Origin of the sequence: Micromonospora sp. NPDC057141, assembly GCF_042670805.1 — a bacterium.
Classification (GTDB): Bacteria; Actinomycetota; Actinomycetes; order Mycobacteriales; family Micromonosporaceae; genus Micromonospora.
In genome coordinates this window covers 60,863-80,710 of record NZ_JBHUVA010000024.1, presented here as the reverse complement: position 1 = coordinate 80,710, position 19,848 = coordinate 60,863, and the positions used below count along the sequence as shown (strand labels likewise).

16 protein-coding genes are annotated in these 19,848 nt (G+C 75.4%); 6 read left to right on the top strand and 10 right to left on the bottom strand.

Annotated features, from left to right (window positions below; all coding sequences use genetic code 11):
• Nucleotides 1-196 precede the first annotated feature (196 nt).
• Nucleotides 197-1,720, bottom strand: coding sequence for a polyprenol phosphomannose-dependent alpha 1,6 mannosyltransferase MptB (mptB, locus tag ACFT41_RS15545; RefSeq protein ID WP_377583860.1), 1,524 nt, complete (start codon nucleotides 1,718-1,720; stop codon nucleotides 197-199).
• Between the two features lie 9 nt (nucleotides 1,721-1,729).
• Nucleotides 1,730-3,154 (bottom strand): polyprenol phosphomannose-dependent alpha 1,6 mannosyltransferase MptB, encoded by a 1,425-nt coding sequence (gene mptB / locus ACFT41_RS15540; RefSeq protein WP_377583863.1) that lies wholly within the window; start codon nucleotides 3,152-3,154, stop codon nucleotides 1,730-1,732.
• A 44-nt stretch (nucleotides 3,155-3,198) separates the two neighbouring features.
• Here mptB (ACFT41_RS15540) and ACFT41_RS15535 point away from each other — a divergent pair, with 44 nt between their 5' ends.
• Nucleotides 3,199-4,785 carry a hypothetical protein gene (locus ACFT41_RS15535; protein WP_377583866.1) on the top strand — a complete coding sequence of 529 codons (1,587 nt, stop codon included), beginning with the start codon at nucleotides 3,199-3,201 and terminating at the stop codon, nucleotides 4,783-4,785.
• A gap of 109 nt (nucleotides 4,786-4,894) precedes the next feature.
• Here ACFT41_RS15535 and ACFT41_RS15530 read toward each other — a convergent pair whose 3' ends face one another.
• Both ACFT41_RS15530 and ACFT41_RS15525 read right to left on the bottom strand, forming a co-directional pair.
• On the bottom strand, nucleotides 4,895-8,074 hold the full coding sequence (locus tag ACFT41_RS15530) for a bifunctional [glutamine synthetase] adenylyltransferase/[glutamine synthetase]-adenylyl-L-tyrosine phosphorylase (protein WP_377583868.1): 3,180 nt from the start codon (nucleotides 8,072-8,074) through the stop codon (nucleotides 4,895-4,897).
• An 8-nt stretch (nucleotides 8,075-8,082) separates the two neighbouring features.
• A complete protein-coding gene (locus tag ACFT41_RS15525) occupies nucleotides 8,083-8,850 on the bottom strand; it encodes a type 1 glutamine amidotransferase (protein WP_377583871.1) in 768 nt (255 codons plus the stop codon).
• 152 nt (nucleotides 8,851-9,002) lie between these two features.
• Between ACFT41_RS15525 and ACFT41_RS15520 the strand changes: the two genes are divergently transcribed.
• Nucleotides 9,003-9,935 carry an LD-carboxypeptidase gene (locus ACFT41_RS15520; protein ID WP_377583906.1) on the top strand — a complete coding sequence of 311 codons (933 nt, stop codon included), beginning with the start codon at nucleotides 9,003-9,005 and terminating at the stop codon, nucleotides 9,933-9,935.
• A 252-nt stretch (nucleotides 9,936-10,187) separates the two neighbouring features.
• Nucleotides 10,188-10,676 carry a hypothetical protein gene (locus ACFT41_RS15515; protein ID WP_377583873.1) on the top strand — a complete coding sequence of 163 codons (489 nt, stop codon included), beginning with the start codon at nucleotides 10,188-10,190 and terminating at the stop codon, nucleotides 10,674-10,676.
• Nucleotides 10,677-10,793: 117 nt separating this feature from the next.
• On the opposite strand, the gene ACFT41_RS15510 is transcribed toward ACFT41_RS15515, so the two are convergent.
• From ACFT41_RS15510 to glnA, 4 genes are all read right to left on the bottom strand, one after another.
• The gene (locus ACFT41_RS15510; protein ID WP_377583876.1) at nucleotides 10,794-11,171 is read right to left on the bottom strand and encodes a VOC family protein; all 378 of its coding nucleotides are present in this window, start codon (nucleotides 11,169-11,171) and stop codon (nucleotides 10,794-10,796) included.
• Nucleotides 11,172-11,296: 125 nt separating this feature from the next.
• Nucleotides 11,297-11,989 carry a helix-turn-helix transcriptional regulator gene (locus tag ACFT41_RS15505; RefSeq protein WP_377583879.1) on the bottom strand — a complete coding sequence of 231 codons (693 nt, stop codon included), beginning with the start codon at nucleotides 11,987-11,989 and terminating at the stop codon, nucleotides 11,297-11,299.
• 51 nt (nucleotides 11,990-12,040) lie between these two features.
• On the bottom strand, nucleotides 12,041-12,466 hold the full coding sequence (locus ACFT41_RS15500) for a DUF350 domain-containing protein (RefSeq protein ID WP_377583882.1): 426 nt from the start codon (nucleotides 12,464-12,466) through the stop codon (nucleotides 12,041-12,043).
• Nucleotides 12,467-12,571: 105 nt separating this feature from the next.
• Entirely contained in the window at nucleotides 12,572-13,921 is a 1,350-nt protein-coding gene (gene glnA, locus ACFT41_RS15495; RefSeq protein WP_377583885.1) for a type I glutamate--ammonia ligase, read from the bottom strand.
• Between the two features lie 212 nt (nucleotides 13,922-14,133).
• Between glnA and ACFT41_RS15490 the strand changes: the two genes are divergently transcribed.
• From ACFT41_RS15490 to ACFT41_RS15480, 3 genes are all read left to right on the top strand, one after another.
• Nucleotides 14,134-15,927 carry an NAD+ synthase gene (locus ACFT41_RS15490; RefSeq protein ID WP_377583888.1) on the top strand — a complete coding sequence of 598 codons (1,794 nt, stop codon included), beginning with the start codon at nucleotides 14,134-14,136 and terminating at the stop codon, nucleotides 15,925-15,927.
• A 160-nt stretch (nucleotides 15,928-16,087) separates the two neighbouring features.
• Nucleotides 16,088-16,933: a 3-methyl-2-oxobutanoate hydroxymethyltransferase gene (gene panB, locus ACFT41_RS15485; RefSeq protein ID WP_377583890.1), complete on the top strand. Its 846-nt coding sequence runs from the start codon at nucleotides 16,088-16,090 to the stop codon at nucleotides 16,931-16,933.
• Between the two features lie 92 nt (nucleotides 16,934-17,025).
• Entirely contained in the window at nucleotides 17,026-17,517 is a 492-nt protein-coding gene (locus ACFT41_RS15480) for a hypothetical protein (protein WP_377583893.1), read from the top strand.
• A 77-nt stretch (nucleotides 17,518-17,594) separates the two neighbouring features.
• Here the strand turns inward: ACFT41_RS15480 and npdG are convergent, their stop codons facing one another.
• Together npdG and ACFT41_RS15470 are read right to left on the bottom strand one after the other, a co-directional pair.
• On the bottom strand, nucleotides 17,595-18,293 hold the full coding sequence (gene npdG / locus ACFT41_RS15475) for an NADPH-dependent F420 reductase (RefSeq protein ID WP_377583896.1): 699 nt from the start codon (nucleotides 18,291-18,293) through the stop codon (nucleotides 17,595-17,597).
• A gap of 116 nt (nucleotides 18,294-18,409) precedes the next feature.
• Nucleotides 18,410-19,843 (bottom strand): RNB domain-containing ribonuclease, encoded by a 1,434-nt coding sequence (locus ACFT41_RS15470; RefSeq protein ID WP_377583899.1) that lies wholly within the window; start codon nucleotides 19,841-19,843, stop codon nucleotides 18,410-18,412.
• Nucleotides 19,844-19,848 lie beyond the last annotated feature (5 nt).

Here is a 19,848-nt window from a genome sequence, read left to right as displayed (position 1 = left end):
GGCCGGCCCCGCAGCACGCGGGGCCGGCCCGGCCGCTTGGCGACCCGCGGCCTGGCCAGGCGAACCGCCGGCCCCGCCCATGATCAACGCGTTCCGGTCAGGGCACCGGTGTCGGACGCCTATGGAGCTGCCCGCACAAACGGGGCGCCCCCCGGCCCGCACAAACGGGGCAGCTCCATAGGCTGGTGGACGGGGGTCATGGCCCGGCCACGCCCCGTCGCCCCACAGCCCGACCGCCCCACGCCGCCAGCACCACCAGCAGCGCCGTCATCGCGAGCGCGCCCGGGGCCTTCGTGGAGCGGGCCAGGTTGGTGCCGTCGGGCAGGGTGAGGACGGCGGCCACCGCGCCGGGCAGCACGAACCACGTGGTCCGGGCGACCCGGGTGACCGAGACGGCGAGCAGCGTCAGCGGCCAGGTGGCGTACCAGGGGTGGAAGACCGGCGACAGGGCGACCGTGGCGGCCAACGCCAGCCCCGCGCCGAGCAGGGCCGTCCGGGGCCGGGCCGCCGCCAGGGCATCCACCCCGTGGGGTACGGCGTAGAGCCGGCGCAGCGACCGCCACGCCCACCACCACAGGGCCGCCAGCATCACCGCGAGCAGCAGCAGGCCGACCAGCCGGGTCACCGGCACGGCGTCGGGCCGTCGCCCGGCCCACTCCCCCGCGTAGTCGACGACGAAGCCGACGGCCGTCGGCGGGGACGTCCACTGCGCGGAGTCGCCGCTGCGGGCCAGGCCGTCGACCCAGCCGAGACCCAGCCCGGAGACCAGGGACGTCGCCAGCAGCGTGGCGAGGACGCCGCCGGCCAGCAGGCTCCCGTCGCGCAGCAGCGCCCGCCACGTGCACCGACCCCGCACGGCGGCCAGCGCCGCGAACGGCAGCGCCACCACGGCGGTCGCCTTCACGGCCACGGCCAGCCCGAGCAGCGCCCCGGCCAGCAGCAGCACCCCCGTCGGCACCGGCCCGGTCGGCGGGGTCTGCCCGACCAGCGGCGGTCCGGCCGACGAGGGCGGCGTCCCCGCCCGGCGGACCAGCAGCAGGAGGCCGGCCAACAGCAGGCCGAGGGCCACCGCATCGTTGTGCGCGCCGGCCACCAGGTGGACCCCGACCAGGGGCGCGGCCAGCGCCAGCCAAGCGGCCCGCCGGGTCGGCACGCCCGCCGCCCGGGCCAGCCCCGGCAGGCAGTACGCGGCCAGCAGCACGCCCGCGACGGCGTACAGCCGCAGGACCGCGACGGCACCGGCCAGCCCGCCGCCGACGGTCACCGCGAGCGCGGCGAGCAACACGAACAGCGGCCCGTACGGCGCGGGGGTGTCCCGCCAGATCGGGGCGACCGAGTCCAGCCACGGGCAGCCGGCCGCCGCCACCGGAACCTGGTACGGGTCGCGCCCGTGCGCGTAGGACCAGCCCTGGCAGGCGTACGAGTAGACGTCGCGGCTGCCCAGCGGCGGCGTCGCCAGCAGCGGGAGCAGCCAGAGCCCCGCGGTCGTGTACGCCCACCGGCCCGACGGGGCCCCGTCGCGCAGCGCCCACCACGCCCCGACCATCAGCCCGGTGCCGGCCAGCCAGCAGCCCAGCACCGCCGGCCCGTGCGGGCCCCGCCACACCTGCGCTGGCGTGCCGCCGGTCAGGTCGGGCAGCGCCCCGCCCAGCCAGCCGGCGACGGCGAGCAGAGCGGCGCCGAGCAGTCCCGCCCAGCGGGCGACGACGGCCACCGGCACACCCCTCGCTCAGTCTGCTCCCCGGATGGCGGGGTCCGGGGCGGGGTCCGGCGCGCGGTCCGCCCTGGCCGACCGTACCAACCGCACGGCCGCCCAGATCAGCAGAAGCGTCATCAGCGGGGCCCCGGGCAGCTTCGTGTACCGGGCCAGCCCGGTGCCGTCCGGCAGGACCAGGAAGGAGCCCACCAGCGCGACGGCGGCGAACCACACGCCGTCTCGGGCGGTGGCGGCGAGCACCGTGAGCGGCCAGATCCAGTACCAGGGGTGCACGATCGGGGAGAGCGCGACGGTGGCGGCCAGCGCCAGGCCGGCGTGGAAGAACGGGTCGCGGGTGCGGGCCCGCCACCACAGCCACAGCAGCAGCGCGGCGAGCGCGAGCACCCCGATGGCCCGGGCCACCGGCAGGGCGTCGACGTGCAGCCCGAAGAGCAGCGCGACGTACCCGGCAGTCTGCCCGACCGCGGTCGGCGGCGAGGTCCAGGCGATCACCTCGCCGCCGCTTTCCAGCCCGCCGATCCAGCCGAAGTCCAATCCGCCAACGAAGGTCACCCCCACCACGGTGGCGACGGCCCCGGCGACCACCGGACCGCCGTCCCGCAGCAGCGCGCGGAACCGGTACGGCCCACCGATCGCGGCCAGCGCGGCGAACGGGATCACCACCAGGCCGGTAATCTTGATGGACACGGCCAGCCCGAGCAGCACCCCCCCGGCCAGCAGTGGGCCGGGCCGGGCCGGCCGGGCGGCCACCACGGCCAGCCCGGCGACCAGCAGGCCCACCATCAGCGCATCGTTGTGCGCCCCGGCCACCAGGTGCACGCCGATGAGCGGGCTGGCCAGTGCCAGCCACAGCGCCCGCCCGACGGGAACACCGCACCGGCGGGCCAGCACCGGCAGGCAGGCGGCGGTCAGCGCCACCCCGGCCACCGCGAGCAGCCGGAACGCGGCGACGGCGGCGGTCAGCGAGCCGGTCGCCTTGACCACCGCGCCGGCGAGCACCACGAACAGCGGCCCGTACGGGGCCGGGGTGTCCCGCCAGATGTACGAGATCGTGTCCAGCCACGGGCAGGGCAGCGCCGACACGCCGTGTTCGTACGGGCTGATGCCACTGGCGAAGCTGGCACCCTGGCACGCGTACGCGTAGGTGTCCCGGCTGCCCATCGGTGGGACGAACAGCAGCGGCAGCAGCCAGAGCCCCACGGTGACCAGGGCCCACCGCGCGGAGGGCACGCCCTTTCGTAGCGACCACCAGGCGCACGCCATGAGCGCGGTGCCGACCAGCCAGGACGCGATGATCAGCGGCCCGTGCGGGCCCTGCCAGATGCTGACCGGGGTGGGCCGCAGGTCTCCGTCCGGGAACACGCCGCCGAGGAACGCGGACACGGCGAGCAGCAGGGAACCGGCCAGCCCGGTCCAGCGCGCGAGGTGGTGAGGCACGCCGGACATGCTGCCAGTACGGTGGTCGCGGTACGGAGGTGGGCATGCGTCGCAGTCGGGTGGTGGCGGTTGCCGCTGCGTCGGCGGCGGCCCTGGGCGTGGCGTACCTGTTGCTGCCGAGAATGGGCTCGGACCTGTCCGCCCAGGTGGCCCGGGCCGACTTCTTCGCCGCGCACGGCACCGCCCTGGTCGATTTCCGGTGGTACGGCGGCATCCACCCGCTCGGCTACAGCCTCGTCTCACCGCCGGTGATGGCCGTCCTCGGGGTCCGGGTCACTGGTGCCCTGGCGCTGGTGGCCTCGGCGGCTGTCTTCGCGGCCCTGCTGGTGCGGACACGCGTGCCCCGCCCGATGCTCGGGAGTCTGGTCGGGGTGCTCACCATCGCCGGAAACCTGGTCTCCGGCCGGGTCACCTACGGCCTCGGCGTGGCGTTCGGGTTGGCCGCGCTGCTCGCCCTCACCGTGCCGACAGACGTGTCCCCCGGCCGCCGCCGACTGCGTGCCGGGCTGGCCATCGCCGCAGCGCTGCTGGCCTCGGCGACCAGCCCGGTCGCCGGCCTGTTCGTCGGGCTGGCCGGGGCCGCGCTGCTGCTCACCCGACGGTACGGCGACGGCCTCCTGCTGGGCGTCGGCGCGGCGGTCCCGCTCGCGGTGACCGGGCTGCTGTTCGGCGAGGGCGGCTGGATGAACATCAGCCGCACCGACACGGTACGGGCGGTGCTCACCAGTCTGCTGGTGGCCGCGCTCGTGGCGTACCGGCCGGTCCGGGTGGGCGCCCTGCTGTCGGTGGGCGGGGTGCTGCTCGCCGCGCTCGTGCACACGCCGGTCGGGCTGAACGCGACCCGGCTGGTGGTGATGTTCGCGCTGCCCCTGCTGGCGGCCGCCGCCCGCCTGCCCGCTCCGGCGGCCCGGCGGCTGCTGCCGGGGCTGTGCCGGGGCGGCACGGCTGGCGCGGCCCTGGCTGCGCTACTGGCCGCCGTCTGCTGGTGGCAGCCCCCGGTGGTCCCGGCCGATCTGGCGAGCATCGGGGATCCGACCAGCGATCCGGCCTATTTCGCGCCGCTGCGCGCCGAACTGGCACAACGGGGGCTCACCGGCCGGGTCGAGGTGCCACCGACCCGGAACTACTGGGAGGCCGCCCTCCTCGGCGACGTGCCGCTGGCGCGGGGCTGGCTGCGGCAGGCGGACATCGACCGCAATACGCTCTTCTTCGGCCAGGTTCCTGGCGCGGAGGGGACGGGCGTGCCTCTGACAGCCGCCACCTATCGGGACTGGCTGGCCGACAACGCCGTTCAGTACGTGGCCGTCCCGGACGCACCGCTGTCCTGGGTTGGCAGACCGGAGGCCCAGCTCGTCGCCGATGGCCTGCCCTATCTCCGACTGGTCTGGGAAAGCGCACGCTGGCGCTTGTTCGCCTTCACCGGGGCCCAGCCCATCGTCGGACCACCGGCCGCTCTCGTGGGACAGACAGCATCATCCGTCACCTTCACTACCAAGTCGGACGAGAAAGTGTTGATCAGGGTGAAGTACAGCAGGTGGTTGAGGGGCACCGCCGGCGTCACCTTGAGGCCGGCGGGCGGATGGACCCTTGCGCAGCCGCCAGGACCTGGGGTCTTCACGCTCACCAGCTGACACCTCTCGTGCCGCGAGTAACGCCGCCACGCCGGCCGCTGCCACGGCAGGTGTTAACAGGGGGCCCCTGCTATACAGAAAGTGATAAGAAGGGGCCCTTCCTTGCGCCTCAGGCATCGAGGACGCGTTCCATCGCCGCGCGGGAGCGGCGGCCGGTGCGCAGGTACTCGTCGAGGAACTCGCCCGGGTCGTCGCGGCCGAGCAGCCGCACCACCCCGGCCAGCTCCACGCCGTGCCGGGGCAGTTGGTCGCCGGCGCGGCCCCGCACCAGCATGAGCGCGTTGCGGACCTGGGCGGCGAGGGTCCAGCCGGCGGCCATCGCGGCGGCGTCCGCCGGGTCGACCAGGTCCGCGCCGACCGCCGCCGCAAGCGCGTCGAGGGTACGCGTACCGCGCAGCGCCGGCAGCCGGCCGGCGTGCCGGAGCTGGAGCAGCTGCACCGCCCACTCGACGTCGGCGAGCCCGCCCCGGCCCAGCTTGGTGTGGGTGGCCGGGTCGGCTCCCCGGGGCAGCCGCTCGGTCTCCACCCGCGCCTTGATCCGCCGGATCTCGACGATCTGCTCCCGGGTGAGCCCGTCGGCGGGGTACCGGACCGGGTCGACCATCGCCTCGAACTGCGTACCCAGGTCGGCGTCGCCGCAGACGAACCGGGCGCGCAGCAGGGCCTGCGCCTCCCACACCTTCGACCAGCGGGCGTAGTACTGGGCGTACGCGGCGAGGCTGCGCACCAGGGGGCCCTGCCGGCCCTCGGGGCGCAGGTCGGCGTCGACGCCGAGCGCCGGGTCGGGGGCGGGTGCGGCCAGCAGCCGGCGCAGTTCCTCGGCGATCGCGTGGGCGGCGGCGCTGGCCGCGCCCTCGTCGGTCCCGGCGGGCGGGTCGTAGACGAAGAGCACGTCGGCGTCGGAGAGGTAGTTCGACTCGTACCCGCCGAGCCGGCCCATGCCGATCACCGCGAACCGCAGGCCGGGCAGGGCCGGTTGGGCGGCCCGGGCGGCGCGCAGCGCGGCGGCGAGGGTGGCGTCGGTGACGTCGGACAGGGCGGTGCCGACGGCGGTGACGTCGGCGAGGCCGAGCGTGGCCCGCCCGTCGGCGTCGGGACGGCCACCGGCGGCGGCCCGGTCGGGGTCCCGGCCCGAGGCGGCCCGGTCGGGGTCCCGGCCCGAGGCGGCCCGGTCGGGGTCCCGGCCCGGGGTGGGGGCCAGCGAGCCGGCCCGGCTCAGCATGTCGGCGCAGGCGATGCGGACGAGTTCCCGGCGGCGCAGCGCGCGTACCGCCCGGGTCGCCTCGACGGGGTCGGCGGCGTGCCGGGCCGCCGCAGCGGCGAAGCCCTCGCAGAGCACGGCGCGCGGGCGGGGGGTCAGCTCGTTCTCCTCGGCCAGCAGCCGCAGCGCCTCCGGCTCGCGGGCCAGCAGGTCGGCCGCGTACCGGGAGGAGGAGAGGACGCGGGCCAGCCGGCGGGCCACCGGGCCGGAGTCGCGCAGCAGCCGCAGGTACCAGGGGGTGCTGCCGAGGGAGTCGGAGACCTGCCGGTAGTTGAGCAGCCCCCGGTCCGGCTCGGGGGCGTCGGCGAACTCGCTGAGCAGCACCGGCAGCAGGGTGCGCTGGATGGCGGCGGTGCGGCTCACCCCGCCGGTGAGGGCCTGGAGGTGCCGCAGCGCCCCGGCCGGGTCGGCGAAGCCGAGGATCTCCAGCCGGTGCCGGGCAGCCTCGGGGGTGAGCCGCAGCCCGTCGGCCGGGACGCGGGCCACCGACTCCAGCAGGGGCCGGTAGAGCAGCTTGGCGTGCAGCCGGCGTACCTCGGTGGCGTGGGTGACCCACTCGGCGCGGAACTCCTCGACGGCGCTGCGGCCCGGCGTGGCCGCGTAGCCGAGGGCGGCGGCGAGCCAGCGCAGCGCGGCCGGTTCGGTCGGCACGGTGTGGGTGCGGCGCAGGCCCTGGAGCTGGAGCCGGTGCTCGACGCCGCGCAGGAAGCGGTAGCCGCGCAGCAGCGCCTCCCCGTCGGCCCGGCCCACGTAGCCGCCGGCGACGAGGGCGCGCAGCGCGGGGATCGTCCCGGGTACGCGCAGCGTCTCGTCGCCCCGGCCGTGCACCAGTTGCAGCAGCTGGACGGCGAACTCGATGTCGCGCAGCCCGCCGGGGCCGCGTTTGATCTCGCGTTCCAGCTCCTTCGGCGGGACGTTGTCGATGATCCTCCGGCGCATCGAGCGGACGTCGTCGACGGCCTCGGGCCGCTCGGCGGCGGTCCACACCAGCGGGGCGAGCTGGTCGATCCACTCCTGGCACAGCGCCAGGTCGCCGGCCGCCGGGCGGGCCTTCAGCAGCGCCTGGAACTCCCACGTGCGCGCCCAGCGCCGGTAGTAGGTCAGGTGGCTGGCGAGGGTACGCACGAGCGGGCCGCGGCTGCCCTCGGGGCGCAGCGCCGCGTCGACCGGCCAGGCGACCAGCCCGCAGACGTGGATCAGCCGGGTGGCGATCGTGGTGGCCGCCGGCAACTCGTCGTCGTCGGCGCAGACGAAGATCACGTCGACGTCGGAGACGTAGTTCAGCTCCACTCCGCCGCACTTGCCCATCGCCACCACGGCGAGGCGCGGCACGGCGGTGCCATCGGGCAGCTCACTGACCGCGATGTCGTACGCCGCCGCGAGGGTGGCGTCGGCCAGCGCGGACAGCGCGGCCATGGTCTGCTCCAGGGCCCGCCCGCCGGTCAGGTCGGCCGCCGCGATCCGCAGCAGGGCCAGCCGGTACGCCTGCCGCAGCACCGCCACCCGCTGGGTGGACGCGGTGAGGCGGGCGGCGGCGGTCAGGTCGAGCCGGCCCTCGGCGTCGGGGGCGAGCCCGTCGGGGCCGGTGGCGAGCACCGGCCACTGGCCGGGGTTGGCCACCAGGTGGTCGCCGAGGGCCGAGGACGCGCCGAGCACGGCGAGCAGCCGTCGGCGCAGCCCCGGGTCGGCGTGCAGGGCATCGAGTACGGCCGAAGCGGCGGGCCGGTCGCCGTCACCGCCCTCGCCGGCGGCGGTGCTGCTGGCGCTGGCGGTGCTACTGGCGCTGGCGGTGACGGCTGTCGTGCGGCGTTCGGCCTCGACGAGGCGGTGCAGCTGGCGCAGGGCCAGGTCCGGGTCGGCGGCCCGGGACAGCGCGGCCAGCAGCTCGGCGGCCCGGTCGTCGACCGGCTCCTGTTCCTGCGGGTGCCACAGGTCGAGCCCGGCCGGGCCGAGCAGGTCGGCGGCGCGGGAGCTGTGGTCGGTGCCGAAGCCGTAGCGGGCCAGCCGGCCCCGGGTGGGTCTGCTCATCATCGCCGTCAGTGCCCCAGCAGCGGCAGGGGCCGCCGGACGCTGTCGTCGCCCAGCTCGCCGAGGGCGAGGGCGGCGAACCGGATCGCGAACGGCTGCCACACCTCCTCGACGTCGGCCATCACCCGGTCGCACGCGGCGACCACCAGCCCGGGGTCGTAGCCCAGCTCGTCGAGCAGGGCGGAGTCGGCGGCCCAGTCGGCGATCATCGCGGTGTCGCACTCGATGTGGAACTGCAGGCCCCAGGCCCGGTCGCCGAGCCGGAACGCCTGGTGCGGGTAGCGGGTGGAGGCGGCCAGCAGGGTCGCCCCGTGCGGCAGCTCGGTGATCTCGTCGGTGTGCCACTGGAGCACGTCGGGGATCAGCGGCACGTACCGGAACAGCGGGTCGGTCTCGGCGGCGTCCCGCCGGCCGACGACGGCGGGGCCCACCTCGGGCCCGGACGGGCTGCGCTCGACCAAGCCGGCGTGCGCGGTGGCGAGCAGCTGCGCGCCGAGGCAGACGCCGAGGGTCGGCACCCGGTGCCGGACGGCCTTGCGCAGCAGCCCTTCCAGCTTCGGGAACCAGGGGGCGCCGGGTGTGCCGTCGGGTGTCGGGTAGGCCCGCTGGTCGCCGCCGAGCACCACCACCGCGACGTACCCGTCGAGGTCGTCGGGGAGGTCGTCGCCGGCGTGCGGGCGCAGCACGCGCAGCTCCAAGCCCCCCTCCACCAGCCACTCCCCCAGTCGGCGGGGGTCGTCGGTCGGGTCGTTCTCGATCACCAGCGTGGTTCCCACGCCGTCGAGGCTATCGGGTACGTCGACCGCCGCCGGGAACGCCTCGGCCCACGCGCCGGGCGACGTCCCGGGTGCGTTGCCGGGAATCCCCGTGCCCGCTGCGGGAAGCCGGCCGGCGGCTAGGCTCTGCGGCTGTGACCGCCGACGACGCCGTGCCGCGCCCAGACGCCGTGCTGCGCCCACCGGTCCTGCGCCCCGGCGACACGGTGCTGCTGGTGTCCCCGTCCGGGCCGACCCGGCCCGAGCGGGTGGCCCGGGGCATGGAGCTGCTCACCGGCTGGGGGCTGCGGCCGGTGCCCGCCCCGCACGCGTACGCCCGGCGGGGCTACCTGGCCGGCTCGGACGAGCTGCGCGCCGCCGACCTCAACGCCGCGTTCGCCGACCCGCAGGTGCGCGGGGTGATCTGCACCCGGGGCGGCTACGGGGCGCAGCGCGTCGTGGACGCCGTCGACATGGCGGCGGTGCGCCGGGACCCGAAGGTGGTGGCGGGCTTCTCCGACATCACCGCGTTGCAGCTCGCCCTGTGGCGGGGCGCCCGGCTGGCCGGCGTGCACGGCCCCGGGGCGGCCTGGCGGGACGAGCGCACCCCGCTGCGCTCCGCCGAGTCGCTGCACGCGGCGCTGATGACCACCGCGCCGGTCACCGTCGCCGCCGTGGCGGAAGAGGAGACCTTCGGGGTACGGGTGCCCGGCCGCGCCACGGGCACGCTGCTCGGCGGCAACCTGTGCCTGCTCGCCGCCACCCTCGGCACCGGCGACATGCCGGACCTGACCGGGGCGATCCTGCTGGTCGAGGACGTGCAGGAGCCCCCGTACAAGGTCGACCGGATGCTCACCCAGCTGCGCCGCGCCGGGGCGCTGGACGGCCTGGCCGGGGTGGCCGTCGGCCAGTTCACCGACTGCGCGGACGGCTGGGACACGAGCGTCGTCGACGTGCTGACCGACCGCCTCGGCGACCTCGGCGTGCCGGTCCTCGGCGGCCTGCCGATCGGCCACGGCCACGGCCAGCTCACCGTCCCCGTCGGCACCGAGGCCATCCTCGACGCCACCACCGGCACCCTCACCGCCGCCCCCGCCGTCCGCTAACCCCCTCCACGCGATCTTGCATTTTCGGCCCGGGCAAAGAGTACGAAACACCCGCCGGCCGGGTCGGCGACGATCGCGGGCGGGCGGGTTCGGCCCACCCTGCCGGGGCGCGGTGTCCCTCGGCAACCGGTTTGTCCGCCCCCGGATGCCCGATTGTCAGCTCGCTGACAGGGTCGCCACGGCTCCGACCCAGCTAGGCCGATCACTGTCGGTGACGTCATCGCATCCGAGCAAGGATTCTGGAGGACCCGAATGTCCCGCACGATGTCGAAGAAGCACCTGCTGGCCGGTCTCGCGGCGGCGGGCGTGCTCGGCGTGGGGATCGCGGCGCCGACCATCGCGTTCGCCGAGGAGGGGACCACCCCGTCGCCGAGCGCCAGCAGCACCAGCGAGAACACCGACCGGCAGCAGCAGCGGGCCGAGCGGCAGTCGGAGTTCGCCGAGGAACTCGCCAAGGAGCTGGGCGTCTCCACCGACAAGGTGACCGCCGCCCTGGAGAAGGTCCGGGAGCAGCACAAGGCCGACCGGCCGGAGCGGGGCGAGCGCGGTGAGCGGCCGGACGCCGCCGACCGGCAGGCCGCGCTGAAGGAGCGGCTGGCCCAGGCCGTGAAGGACGGCAAGCTGACCCAGGAGCAGGCCGACGCCATCACCAAGGCCGTCGAGTCCGGTGTCTTCCCCGGTGCAGGCGGTTTCCCCGGCGGCGGCGGGGGCCGGGGCCACAGCGGCCCGGCCGGCGGGTGACGCCGCGCGCCTGATCCACTCCATGCCGCCGACGTGGCGGGGTCCGGAGCACTCCGACCCCGCCATGTCGGCGTCATGGCGCGCCGCGTTCACCGCCCCGGCGGCGGCGCGCCGCGTTCACCGCCCCGCAGGCGGCGTGAACACCCCGAAGTGGTTCCCCGACGGGTCGACCAGGTGGGCGAAGGTCAGCCCGCTCGGCGCCACAACCGGGGGCACCAGCACGCTGCCGCCGGCCGTCTCTGCCCGCCGGACGGCGTCGGCCACGTCCGCCACCTGGGCGTAGAAGATCGCGTAGTTCGGCGTGCTGCCGTCGGAGGCGCGGATCGCGCCGCCGATCCCCTCGTCGCCCGCCCCGCCGTCGGTCACCCGGTAGGACCGGCCCGGCGCGCCCTGTTCGGCGAACACCCAGCCGAACAACTCGCCGTAGAAGCGCTCCGCCTCCTCCGGCCGGTCGGTGCCGATCTCGAACCAGGTGATCGCGTTGGTCGTGGTCATGGACTGCCTCCCGTTCGTCGCGCCGGCCGGTCGACCGGCGTCGCCGGGACCCAGCCTCGCCCCGTGCCGCGACACCGTCCTGTCGGTGTTTGCGACGAGAATCGGGCGAGGGCTCGCGACGCGGTTCAGGCGAGGGTGAGCTGACGGACGACCTGGCGCGGGATGTCCAGCACGTCGGGGTGCAGCTCCCGGGTCACCGGCTCCGCCAGCGCGGTCACCGTGGAGATCCGGTCGAGTCGGAACGCCCGCGGGCCGTCGCGCAGCCGGCACCAGGCCAGCAGATACCAGTGCCAGGGGTTGCCGAGGAAGCCCAACGGCTCCACGACCCGCTCGGTGGTGGCGCCGGCCCGGTCGGCGTACCCGATGCGCAGGACCCGGGCGGCGGTGACCGCGCCGGCCACGGCGGCCGGGACGGGCGCGGCCGGTCCGCCCCCGACCAGGTGCACCCGCATGGCGAGCCGGCGCGCCTCCGCGGCGTCGGCCGGCGGCATGACCGCGAGCAGCTTACGCAGCGCCGTGGCGCCCGCCTCGGCGAACGGGCCGCCGTCGAGGCGGTGCAGCGCGACGGCCATCGCCACCGCCTCGACGGCGGTGAGGTTCACCGGCGGCAGGGTGTGCGCGCGGTCGACCACATATCCGCCGGTGCGACCCGGCTCGGCCCAGATGGGCACCCCGGCCTGCTGCAACGCGCCGATGTCGCGCTCGATGGTGCGGGAGCTGACCTCGAAGCGCCCGGCGAGCCAGCGGGCGCTGCGCGGACGCGGCGACACCGCCCGCAACTCCTCCACCAGGGCGTAGAGACGGTCCGTCCGGTTCACGCCTGAGAAGCTAGCCGCCGGGTACGACAGACCAGCCCCGGCGATGCCGGGTCAGGCGATGCAGGCGCAGACGATCAGCGCGGCCCCGAAGTGGGTGGCGGCGCTGACCCGGGCCGCCGGGTGCGGCTCGTCGGAGCAGATGATCTCGCCCAGCTTCCCCGGGGTCAGCAGGTCCAGCACGAAGAACGCCAGCGCCATGATCAGCAGGCCGATCAGCCCGAAGACGACGGTGGACGCCAGCCCCTTGGCGAAGTCGCTGTAGCTGGTCAGGATCGCGGTGAACACGATCCCGGCGATGCCGAGCTGGTTCGCGGCGAGCAGCAACCCGGCGTTGGCGTTGCGCCGCACCCAGATCAGCTCGCGCAGTTTCCCTGGGGTGAGCAGGTCGACCAGGCCGAATCCGGCTACCATCAGCCCCACCCCGACGACGCCGAACACGACGCTCTGCCATGCCCCGCTGAGCAGGTCTTCCAGCACCGACTGCCTCCCACCACCACCTGCCGCCCGGCGGGGGTGCCGGCGCGGTGATCGAGACGATAGCGGCCCGCCGCAACCCCCGACAGACCGCGCCGGCCTGCGGCGTCAGAGCGAAAGGTAGCGCTGCCGCTCGTAGGGGGTGACCTCCCGGCGGTACTGCTCCCACTCGGCCCGCTTGTTGCGCAGGAAGAAGTCGAAGACGTGCTCGCCGAGCACCTCCGCGACCAGCTCGGAGCCGGCCATCACGTCGATCGCCTCGGACAGGTTCTCCGGCAGCGCCTCGTAACCCATCGCCTTGCGCTCGGCGGCGCTCAGCGACCAGACGTCGTCCTCGGCGCCCGGGGGCAGCTCGTAGCCCTCCTCGATGCCCTTGAGACCGGCGCCGAGCAGCACCGCGAAGGCCAGGTAGGGGTTCGTCGCCGAGTCCAGCGAGCGGACCTCCACCCGGGCCGAGTTCGGCTTGCCGTAGGCCGGGACGCGGACCAGCGCGGACCGGTTGAGGTGACCCCAGCAGACGTACGCGGGGCTCTCGGTGATCCGGTCGGGCAGCGCCTGCGGGAACAGCCGCTTGTACGAGTTGACCCACTGGTTGGTGACCGCCGTGTATTCCCGGGCGTGGGTGAGCAGCCCGGCGATGAACGACTTCGCCACCTTCGACAGCTTCATCGGGTCGCCGCCGTCGTGGAACGCGTTGCGCTCGCCCTCGAACAGCGACAGGTGGGTGTGCATGCCGCTGCCCGGCTGGTCGGTGAACGGCTTCGGCATGAAGCTGGCCTGCACGCCGGTGGAGAGCGCGACCTCCTTGACCACGTGCCGGAAGGTCATGATGTTGTCGGCGGTGGTCAGCGCGTCGGCGTACCGCAGGTCGATCTCCTGCTGGCCGGGGGCGACCTCGTGGTGGCTGAACTCCACCGAGATGCCGATCCGTTCCAGGGCCAGCACGGCCTGGCGGCGGAAGTCCCGCGCCACGGCGTGGGTGGTGTGCTCGAAGTAGCCGCCCGTGTCGACCGGGGTAGGCAGGGAGCCGTCCTGCGGGCCGTTCTCCAGCAGGAAGAACTCGATCTCGGGGTGGGTGTAGAAGGTGAAGCCCTTCTCGGCGGCCTTGGACAGCATCCGGCGCAGCACGTGCCGGGGGTCGGCCCAGGAGGGCCCGCCGTCGGGCAGCAGGATGTCGCAGAACATCCGGGCGCTCTCGCCGCTGACGCCACCCTCGAAGGGGAACACCTGGAAGGTGGTCGGGTCGGGCATGGCCACCATGTCGGACTCGAAGACCCGGGCGAAGCCCTCGATCGCCGAGCCGTCGAACCCGATGCCCTCCTCGAACGCGGCCTCCAGCTCGGCGGGGGCCACCGACACGCTCTTGAGCGTGCCCAGCACGTCGGTGAACCACAGCCGGACGAACCGGATGTCCCGCTCTTCCAGCGTACGGAGGACGAACTCCTGCTGACGGTCCACTTCCACCCCTCGTGCCACTGTCTCCACCACCGGTGGGCCTGGTCGCCCAGTGTCCACCGGCTCCTTTACGCAGACGTTACGCGACCGGCCCGGACCGCGTCCTGTCGTGTCCCGCCCCCTGGGGAGGAAGCCCGGGCCGCGCCGGGCGGGGGTGGCCGCCGTCTCCCCGCGCCCGCCGTGTCGGCACCGCCCGGCTGGGGCAAGATGTGGACATGCCCACCCTGCGTCTCGCCCTGTCCCAGGTCAACCCGAGCGTCGGCGACCTCGCCGGCAACGCCGGCCTGGTCCGCCGGTGGACCCGTACGGCCGCCGACGCCGGTGCCCAGCTCGTCCTGTTCCCGGAGCTGGTGCTCACCGGGTACCCGGTCGAGGACCTGGTGTTCCGCCGGTCCTTCGTCGCCGCGTCGCAGGCCGCGCTGCGCGGCCTCGCCGCCGACCTGGCCGCCGACGGCCTCGGCGGGGTGCCGGTGGTGGTCGGCTACCTCGACGCCGACGGCCCGCCGCAGGTCAGCTCCGACGCCGAGCCGGGCCGGGGGGCCCGCAACGCCGCCGCGGTGCTGCACGGCGGCGAGGTGGTGGCCACCTACTTCAAGCACCACCTGCCCAACTACGGCGTGTTCGACGAGGACCGCTACTTCGTCCCGGGCGCCGCGCTGACGGTGGTCCGCGTCGGCGGGGTGGACGTCGCCCTGACCATCTGCGAGGACATGTGGCAGGCCGGGGGGCCGTTCGCGGCGGCCCGGCAGGCCGGTGTCGGCCTGGTCGTCACGATCAACGGCTCGCCGTACGAGCTGAACAAGGACGACATCCGGCTGCCGCTGGTGCGCCGCCGGGCGGCCGAGGCCGGGGCCGCCGTGGCGTACGTCAACATGGTCGGCGGCCAGGACGAGCTGGTCTTCGAGGGCGACTCGCTGATCGTCGGCGCGGACGGGACGCTGCTGGCCCGCGCCCCCCAGTTCGTCGAGCACCTGCTCGTGCACGACGTCGAGCTGCCGGCGGCGGCCGGGCGGCCCGGCGGCGACGTGTCCCTGGCCGGCGGGGCGGCGCCGGCCGGCGGCGAGCTGGCCGACGGGATGCGGATCGTCCGGGCGACGGTCGGCGACGTCCCGCCGGCCCCGGGCGGGCCTGCGGCGGTGGGCGGGATCATCGAGCCGGTGGCCGACGAGGCGGAGGTGTGGCAGGCGCTGGTGCTGGGCCTGCGCGACTACGTCGACAAGAACCGGTTCCCGTCGGTGGTGCTGGGGCTCTCCGGCGGCATCGACTCGGCGGTGGTGGCGGCCCTCGCGGTCGACGCCCTCGGCCCGACCCGGGTGGTCGGCGTCTCGCTGCCCAGCCAGCACTCGTCGGAGCACTCCCGGGCCGACGCGGAGGACCTGGCCAAGCGCACCGGGCTGGACTACCGGGTCGAGCCGATCCAGCCGATGGTGGACACGTTCCTGGCGAACCTGTCGCTGTCCGGGGTGACGGTGGAGAACCTCCAGGCCCGGGTGCGCGGGGTGATCCTGATGGCGCTGTCGAACCAGGAGGGCCACCTGGTCCTCACCACCGGCAACAAGAGCGAGCTGGCGGTCGGCTACTCCACCCTCTACGGCGACTCGGTCGGCGGCTTCAACCCGGTCAAGGACGTGTGGAAGACCCTGATCTGGCGGCTGGCGAAGTGGCGCAACGCCGACGCCGCCCGCCGGGGCGAGACCCCGCCGGTCCCGGAGAACTCGATCGGCAAGCCGCCGAGCGCCGAGCTGAGCCCCGGCCAGCTCGACAGCGACACGCTGCCGGACTACGACGTGCTCGACCCGATCCTGATCGGGTACGTCGACGGCGACCTGGGCCGGGCCGGGCTCGTCGAGTCCGGGCACGACCCGGCGGTCGTCGACCGGGTGCTGCGGATGGTGGACACCGCCGAGTACAAGCGGCGGCAGTCGGCCCCCGGCACCAAGATCTCGATGAAGGCGTTCGGGCGGGACCGGCGGCTGCCGATCACCAACCGCTGGCGCGAGGACGGCTGAGCCGCGCCGGGCCGGGGCGCCCCCGCCCGAGCGGGACAGCCAGGCCGGTCCCGCCGGCGAGTGAAATCCTCCACTGTCTCCTGCCGTCGACCGTCGCGTGGTGCGACGCTTGCGACGGAACCCGGGGACCGCGCACGCGGCCTCGAGGAAGGAGACAGTCATGGTGGAGTCCACCCCGACCGAGGTGGCCGCCCTCTACGGCGGCCCGGCCACCCGGCGGGTGCGCAGCCGCGACCTGCTCGCCGCCAAGGAGCGCGGCGAGAAGTGGTCGATGCTCACCTCGTACGACCAGTACACCGCGTCGATCTTCGACGCCGCCGGGATCCCGGCGCTGCTGGTCGGCGACTCGGCGGCGAACAACGTCTTCGGGTACGAGACGACGCTGCCGGTGACCACCGACGAGTTGCTGCCGCTGGTCCGCGCGGTGGTGCGGGCGACCCGGCAGGCGCTGGTCGTCGGCGACCTGCCCTTCGGCTCGTACGAGGAGGGGCCGGCGCAGGCGCTGCGCACCGCCGTGCGGTTCATGAAGGAGGGCGGCTGCCACGCGGTGAAGCTGGAGGGCGGCCGGCGCTGCGCCGACCAGATCGCCGCGATCGTCGGGGCCGGCATCCCGGTGATGGCGCACGTCGGCTTCACCCCGCAGAGCGAGCACACCCTCGGCGGGTACCGGGTGCAGGGGCGCGGCGACACGGCCGACGAGGTGTTCGCCGACGCGGTCGCGGTGGCCGAGGCGGGCGCGTTCGCGGTGGTGCTGGAGATGGTGCCGGGCGAGGTGGCCAAGCGGATCACCGGGGAGCTGGCGATCCCGACCGTCGGCATCGGCGCGGGGCCGGACACCGACGCCCAGGTGCTGGTCTGGCAGGACATGGCCGGCCTGCGCACCGGAAAGGCCCCCCGGTTCGTGAAGCGCTACGCCGACCTGGCCGGGGCGTTGACCGACGCCACCCGCCGGTTCGCCGACGAGGTACGCGGCGGCGAGTTCCCGGCCACCGAACACACCTTCTGACCTGTCCGGGCCGGTGGACGGCGCTCCGCACGTCGTCCACCGGCCCGGCGCGGGCACCCACGGAGCGGACGGAGCCACTAGGGTACCCGTCTGTGAATCATGCTCGTATCCCAACCATTGTCCTGATCTGTGTCTCCCTGCTGGCGCTCGCGGCGTGCGGCGGCCAGGAGCCGTCGCCGACGGCCGCGCCCACCTCGGCGCCGGTCACGACTGCCGCCGCCTCCCCCACGGCCGCTCCCTCCCCCACGGCCGCCGCCGACCCCGCAGCCGACAAGAAGCTCTGCGAGGCGGCGAAGAAGATCGTCAACGAGTCGACGAAGACGCTGATGAAGGCCATCGTGGATGGCGCGGATCCGGCACCGGCGATGAGGAAGGCGTACACCGAGATGGCGGAGGGGGTGACGGCCGCGACCGACGGCTCCGGCAGCGAGGTCGCCGCCGCGCTGACCGCGTTCGGCGCGGAGGTCGGCAAGGTGGCGAGCGCCGCGGACGTCGAGGCCGCCGCAGAGGGCCCCGCCCCCGAGAAGGCTGCCGCGGAAGTCAACGCCGCCTGCAAGAAGGTCGGCGTCAACCCGAACCTCTAGCCCCAGGGTGCTGACCGGTTCCCGTCGGTCGCGGCGTGCCACGGCCGACGGGAGCCGCCGCACCTGACCGAAGCGGCTCAGAGGTCGGTGACGCGGAGGCCGGCGTGGGCCTTGTAACGCTTGTTGATGGCGATCAGATTGGCGGTGAACGCCTCGATCTGGTGGGCGTTGCGCAGCCGGCCGGCGTAGACCCCCCGCATGCCGGGGATCCGGGCGGCGAGCGCGCCCACGACGTCCACCAGCTCGCGGTCCTCGGTGCAGATCAGCACGTCGAGGTCGATCCGGTCGACCTCCGGGTCGGCCAGCAGCGGGGCGCTGACGTGGTTGAACGCGGCGCAGACCCGGGAGTCGGGCAGCAGGGCGGCGGCCTGCGCGACGGCGCTGCCCTCGGCGACGGTCAGCGCGTACGGGCCCTGCTTGTCGAAGCCGAGCGGGTTGACGCAGTCGACGACGATCGTGCCGGCGAGCGGCCCGGCCAGGGCGGCGACGGTGGCCGCGTGCCCGTCCCACGGCACCGCGATCACGACCACGTCGCTGCGCCGGGCGACCTCCTCGTTGTCCGCGCCCGCGACCTCGGCGCCTGCGGGCACGCCCGGCATGGCCGCGATCTCGGCGGCGGCCTCGGCGGCGCGCTCGGCCGACCGGGAACCGATCAGCACGGACTGCCCGGCGCGGGCGAACCGGTAGGCCAGCCCCCGGCCCTGGTCGCCGGTGCCGCCGATGATGCCGACGGTCAGCCCGGATACGTCGGGCAGCGTGCTCGCGTCGTATGCCATGCGCCCATCCTCGCAAACCAGGCGGGCCGGCAGCAGCGCCGGGCACTGTGCGAAAGCCCACCGGCCGACTCCGGGGCGCTGCGCGAAAGCCCCACCGGCCGCGCGCCGGGCGGCCGTCAGGCCAGCGCGAAGAGGACCTTCCGGGTGGCCGGGTCGGCGGTGACCAGCCGGACCCGGACCCGCTCGCCCAGCGGCAGCAGCCCCGTGCAGCGGGCCCGCACCGGCGGGACGTCCAGCGCCACCGTGCCGCCCGGCTGCCGGCCCGGCCTCGGTTGGCCGTTCGGCGGCGCGTCCACGTCGAGCACCGCCGCGTCGAAGGTCTCGCCGACCCGGTGCGCCAGCAGCACCGCCTCGGCCAGCTCGATCGCGCCCCGGGTGGCCGCGCCGGCCGCCCGGTCGGTCGCGGCCATCACCTGCGGCAGCCTCGGCAGCGCCGCCCGCGCCCAGTCGGGCACCGGCCGGCCGGCGTGCAGGGCCAGGCAGACCTCCGTGGCGTACCGGTCGGCCAGCCGGCGCAGCGGGGCCGTGACGTGGGCGTACGCGGCGGCGACCCCGCCGTGCTGCGGCTGCTCGGGCACCGCGCCGTCGAACGCGGTGTACGCGGCCCCGCGCATCAGCTCGGCCGCCTGGTCGACGAACGCGGCGCCCCGGGGTTCCGAGGCGTCCAGCCCGGCCAGCACCGCACCGACGCCGACGTCGTCCGGCCAGTGGACGCCCAGCGGGGCGGCGGCGGTGCGCAGCCGGGCCACCGCCTCCGGCCTCGGCGGCGGCATGGTACGCACCAGGCCGATCCGGCCGGCCAGCATGATGTCGGCGGCGGCCATCCCGGTGAGCAGGGAGATCTGGGCGTTGTGCTCCTCCATCGGGACCGGGCCGCGCAGCACCAGCCGCCAGCCGTCGCCGTCCGGCTCGACGTCCTGCTCGGGCAGCGGCAGGTTGACCGCGCCCCGGCGCAGGCCGCGCGCGGTGAGCAGCCCGCCGAGCTCAGGGAGCAGGGCGATCGGCTCGGGCAGCCGACCGGCGTCGGCGTCGGCCTGGACGCCGACGTAGTCCAGCTTGGCGCGGCTGCGCACCAGGGCGCGTTCCAGCGCGACGGCGACCGTGCCGCCGTCCGGGTCGAGGTCGATCGTCCACACCACGGCCGCCCGGTCCTGGCCGGGCAGCAGGCTGGCCGCGCCCTCGCTGAGCGTCTCCGGGTGCAGGGGCACGTTGCCGTCGGGCAGGTACACGGTCTGCCCGCGCCGCCAGGTCTCCTCCTCCAGCGCGCCGCCGGGGCGCACGTGGGCGGCGACGTCGGCGATGGCGTACCGGACCCGGAAGCCGCCACCGGGGCGGCGGGCGAGGTGCATCGCCTGGTCGAGGTCCCGCGAGGTGGCCGGGTCGACGGTGACGAACGGGACGTCGGTGCGATCGACGGCAGGCCGGGGCGGCGCGGCGGCCACCGCCTCGGCCTCGCGCTGCGCCGCAGGCGGGAACCCGTCGGGCAGTTCCAGCTCGCGGCGCAGCGCGCCGAAGTCGATGCGGGGCGCGAGGACGCGTCGGATCACCACGGGGC

Excerpts from the sequence above, each read along its gene's own strand:
- ACFT41_RS15535 (WP_377583866.1), top strand. The coding sequence starts at position 3,199 with ATGCGTCGCAGTCGGGTGGTGGCGGTTGCCGCTGCGTCGGCGGCGGCC.
- ACFT41_RS15530 (WP_377583868.1), bottom strand. The coding sequence starts at position 8,074 with ATGAGCAGACCCACCCGGGGCCGGCTGGCCCGCTACGGCTTCGGCACC.
- ACFT41_RS15515 (WP_377583873.1), top strand. The coding sequence starts at position 10,188 with ATGTCCCGCACGATGTCGAAGAAGCACCTGCTGGCCGGTCTCGCGGCG.
- ACFT41_RS15510 (WP_377583876.1), bottom strand. The coding sequence starts at position 11,171 with ATGACCACGACCAACGCGATCACCTGGTTCGAGATCGGCACCGACCGG.
- ACFT41_RS15490 (WP_377583888.1), top strand. The coding sequence starts at position 14,134 with ATGCCCACCCTGCGTCTCGCCCTGTCCCAGGTCAACCCGAGCGTCGGC.
- panB (WP_377583890.1), top strand. The coding sequence starts at position 16,088 with ATGGTGGAGTCCACCCCGACCGAGGTGGCCGCCCTCTACGGCGGCCCG.
- npdG (WP_377583896.1), bottom strand. The coding sequence starts at position 18,293 with ATGGCATACGACGCGAGCACGCTGCCCGACGTATCCGGGCTGACCGTC.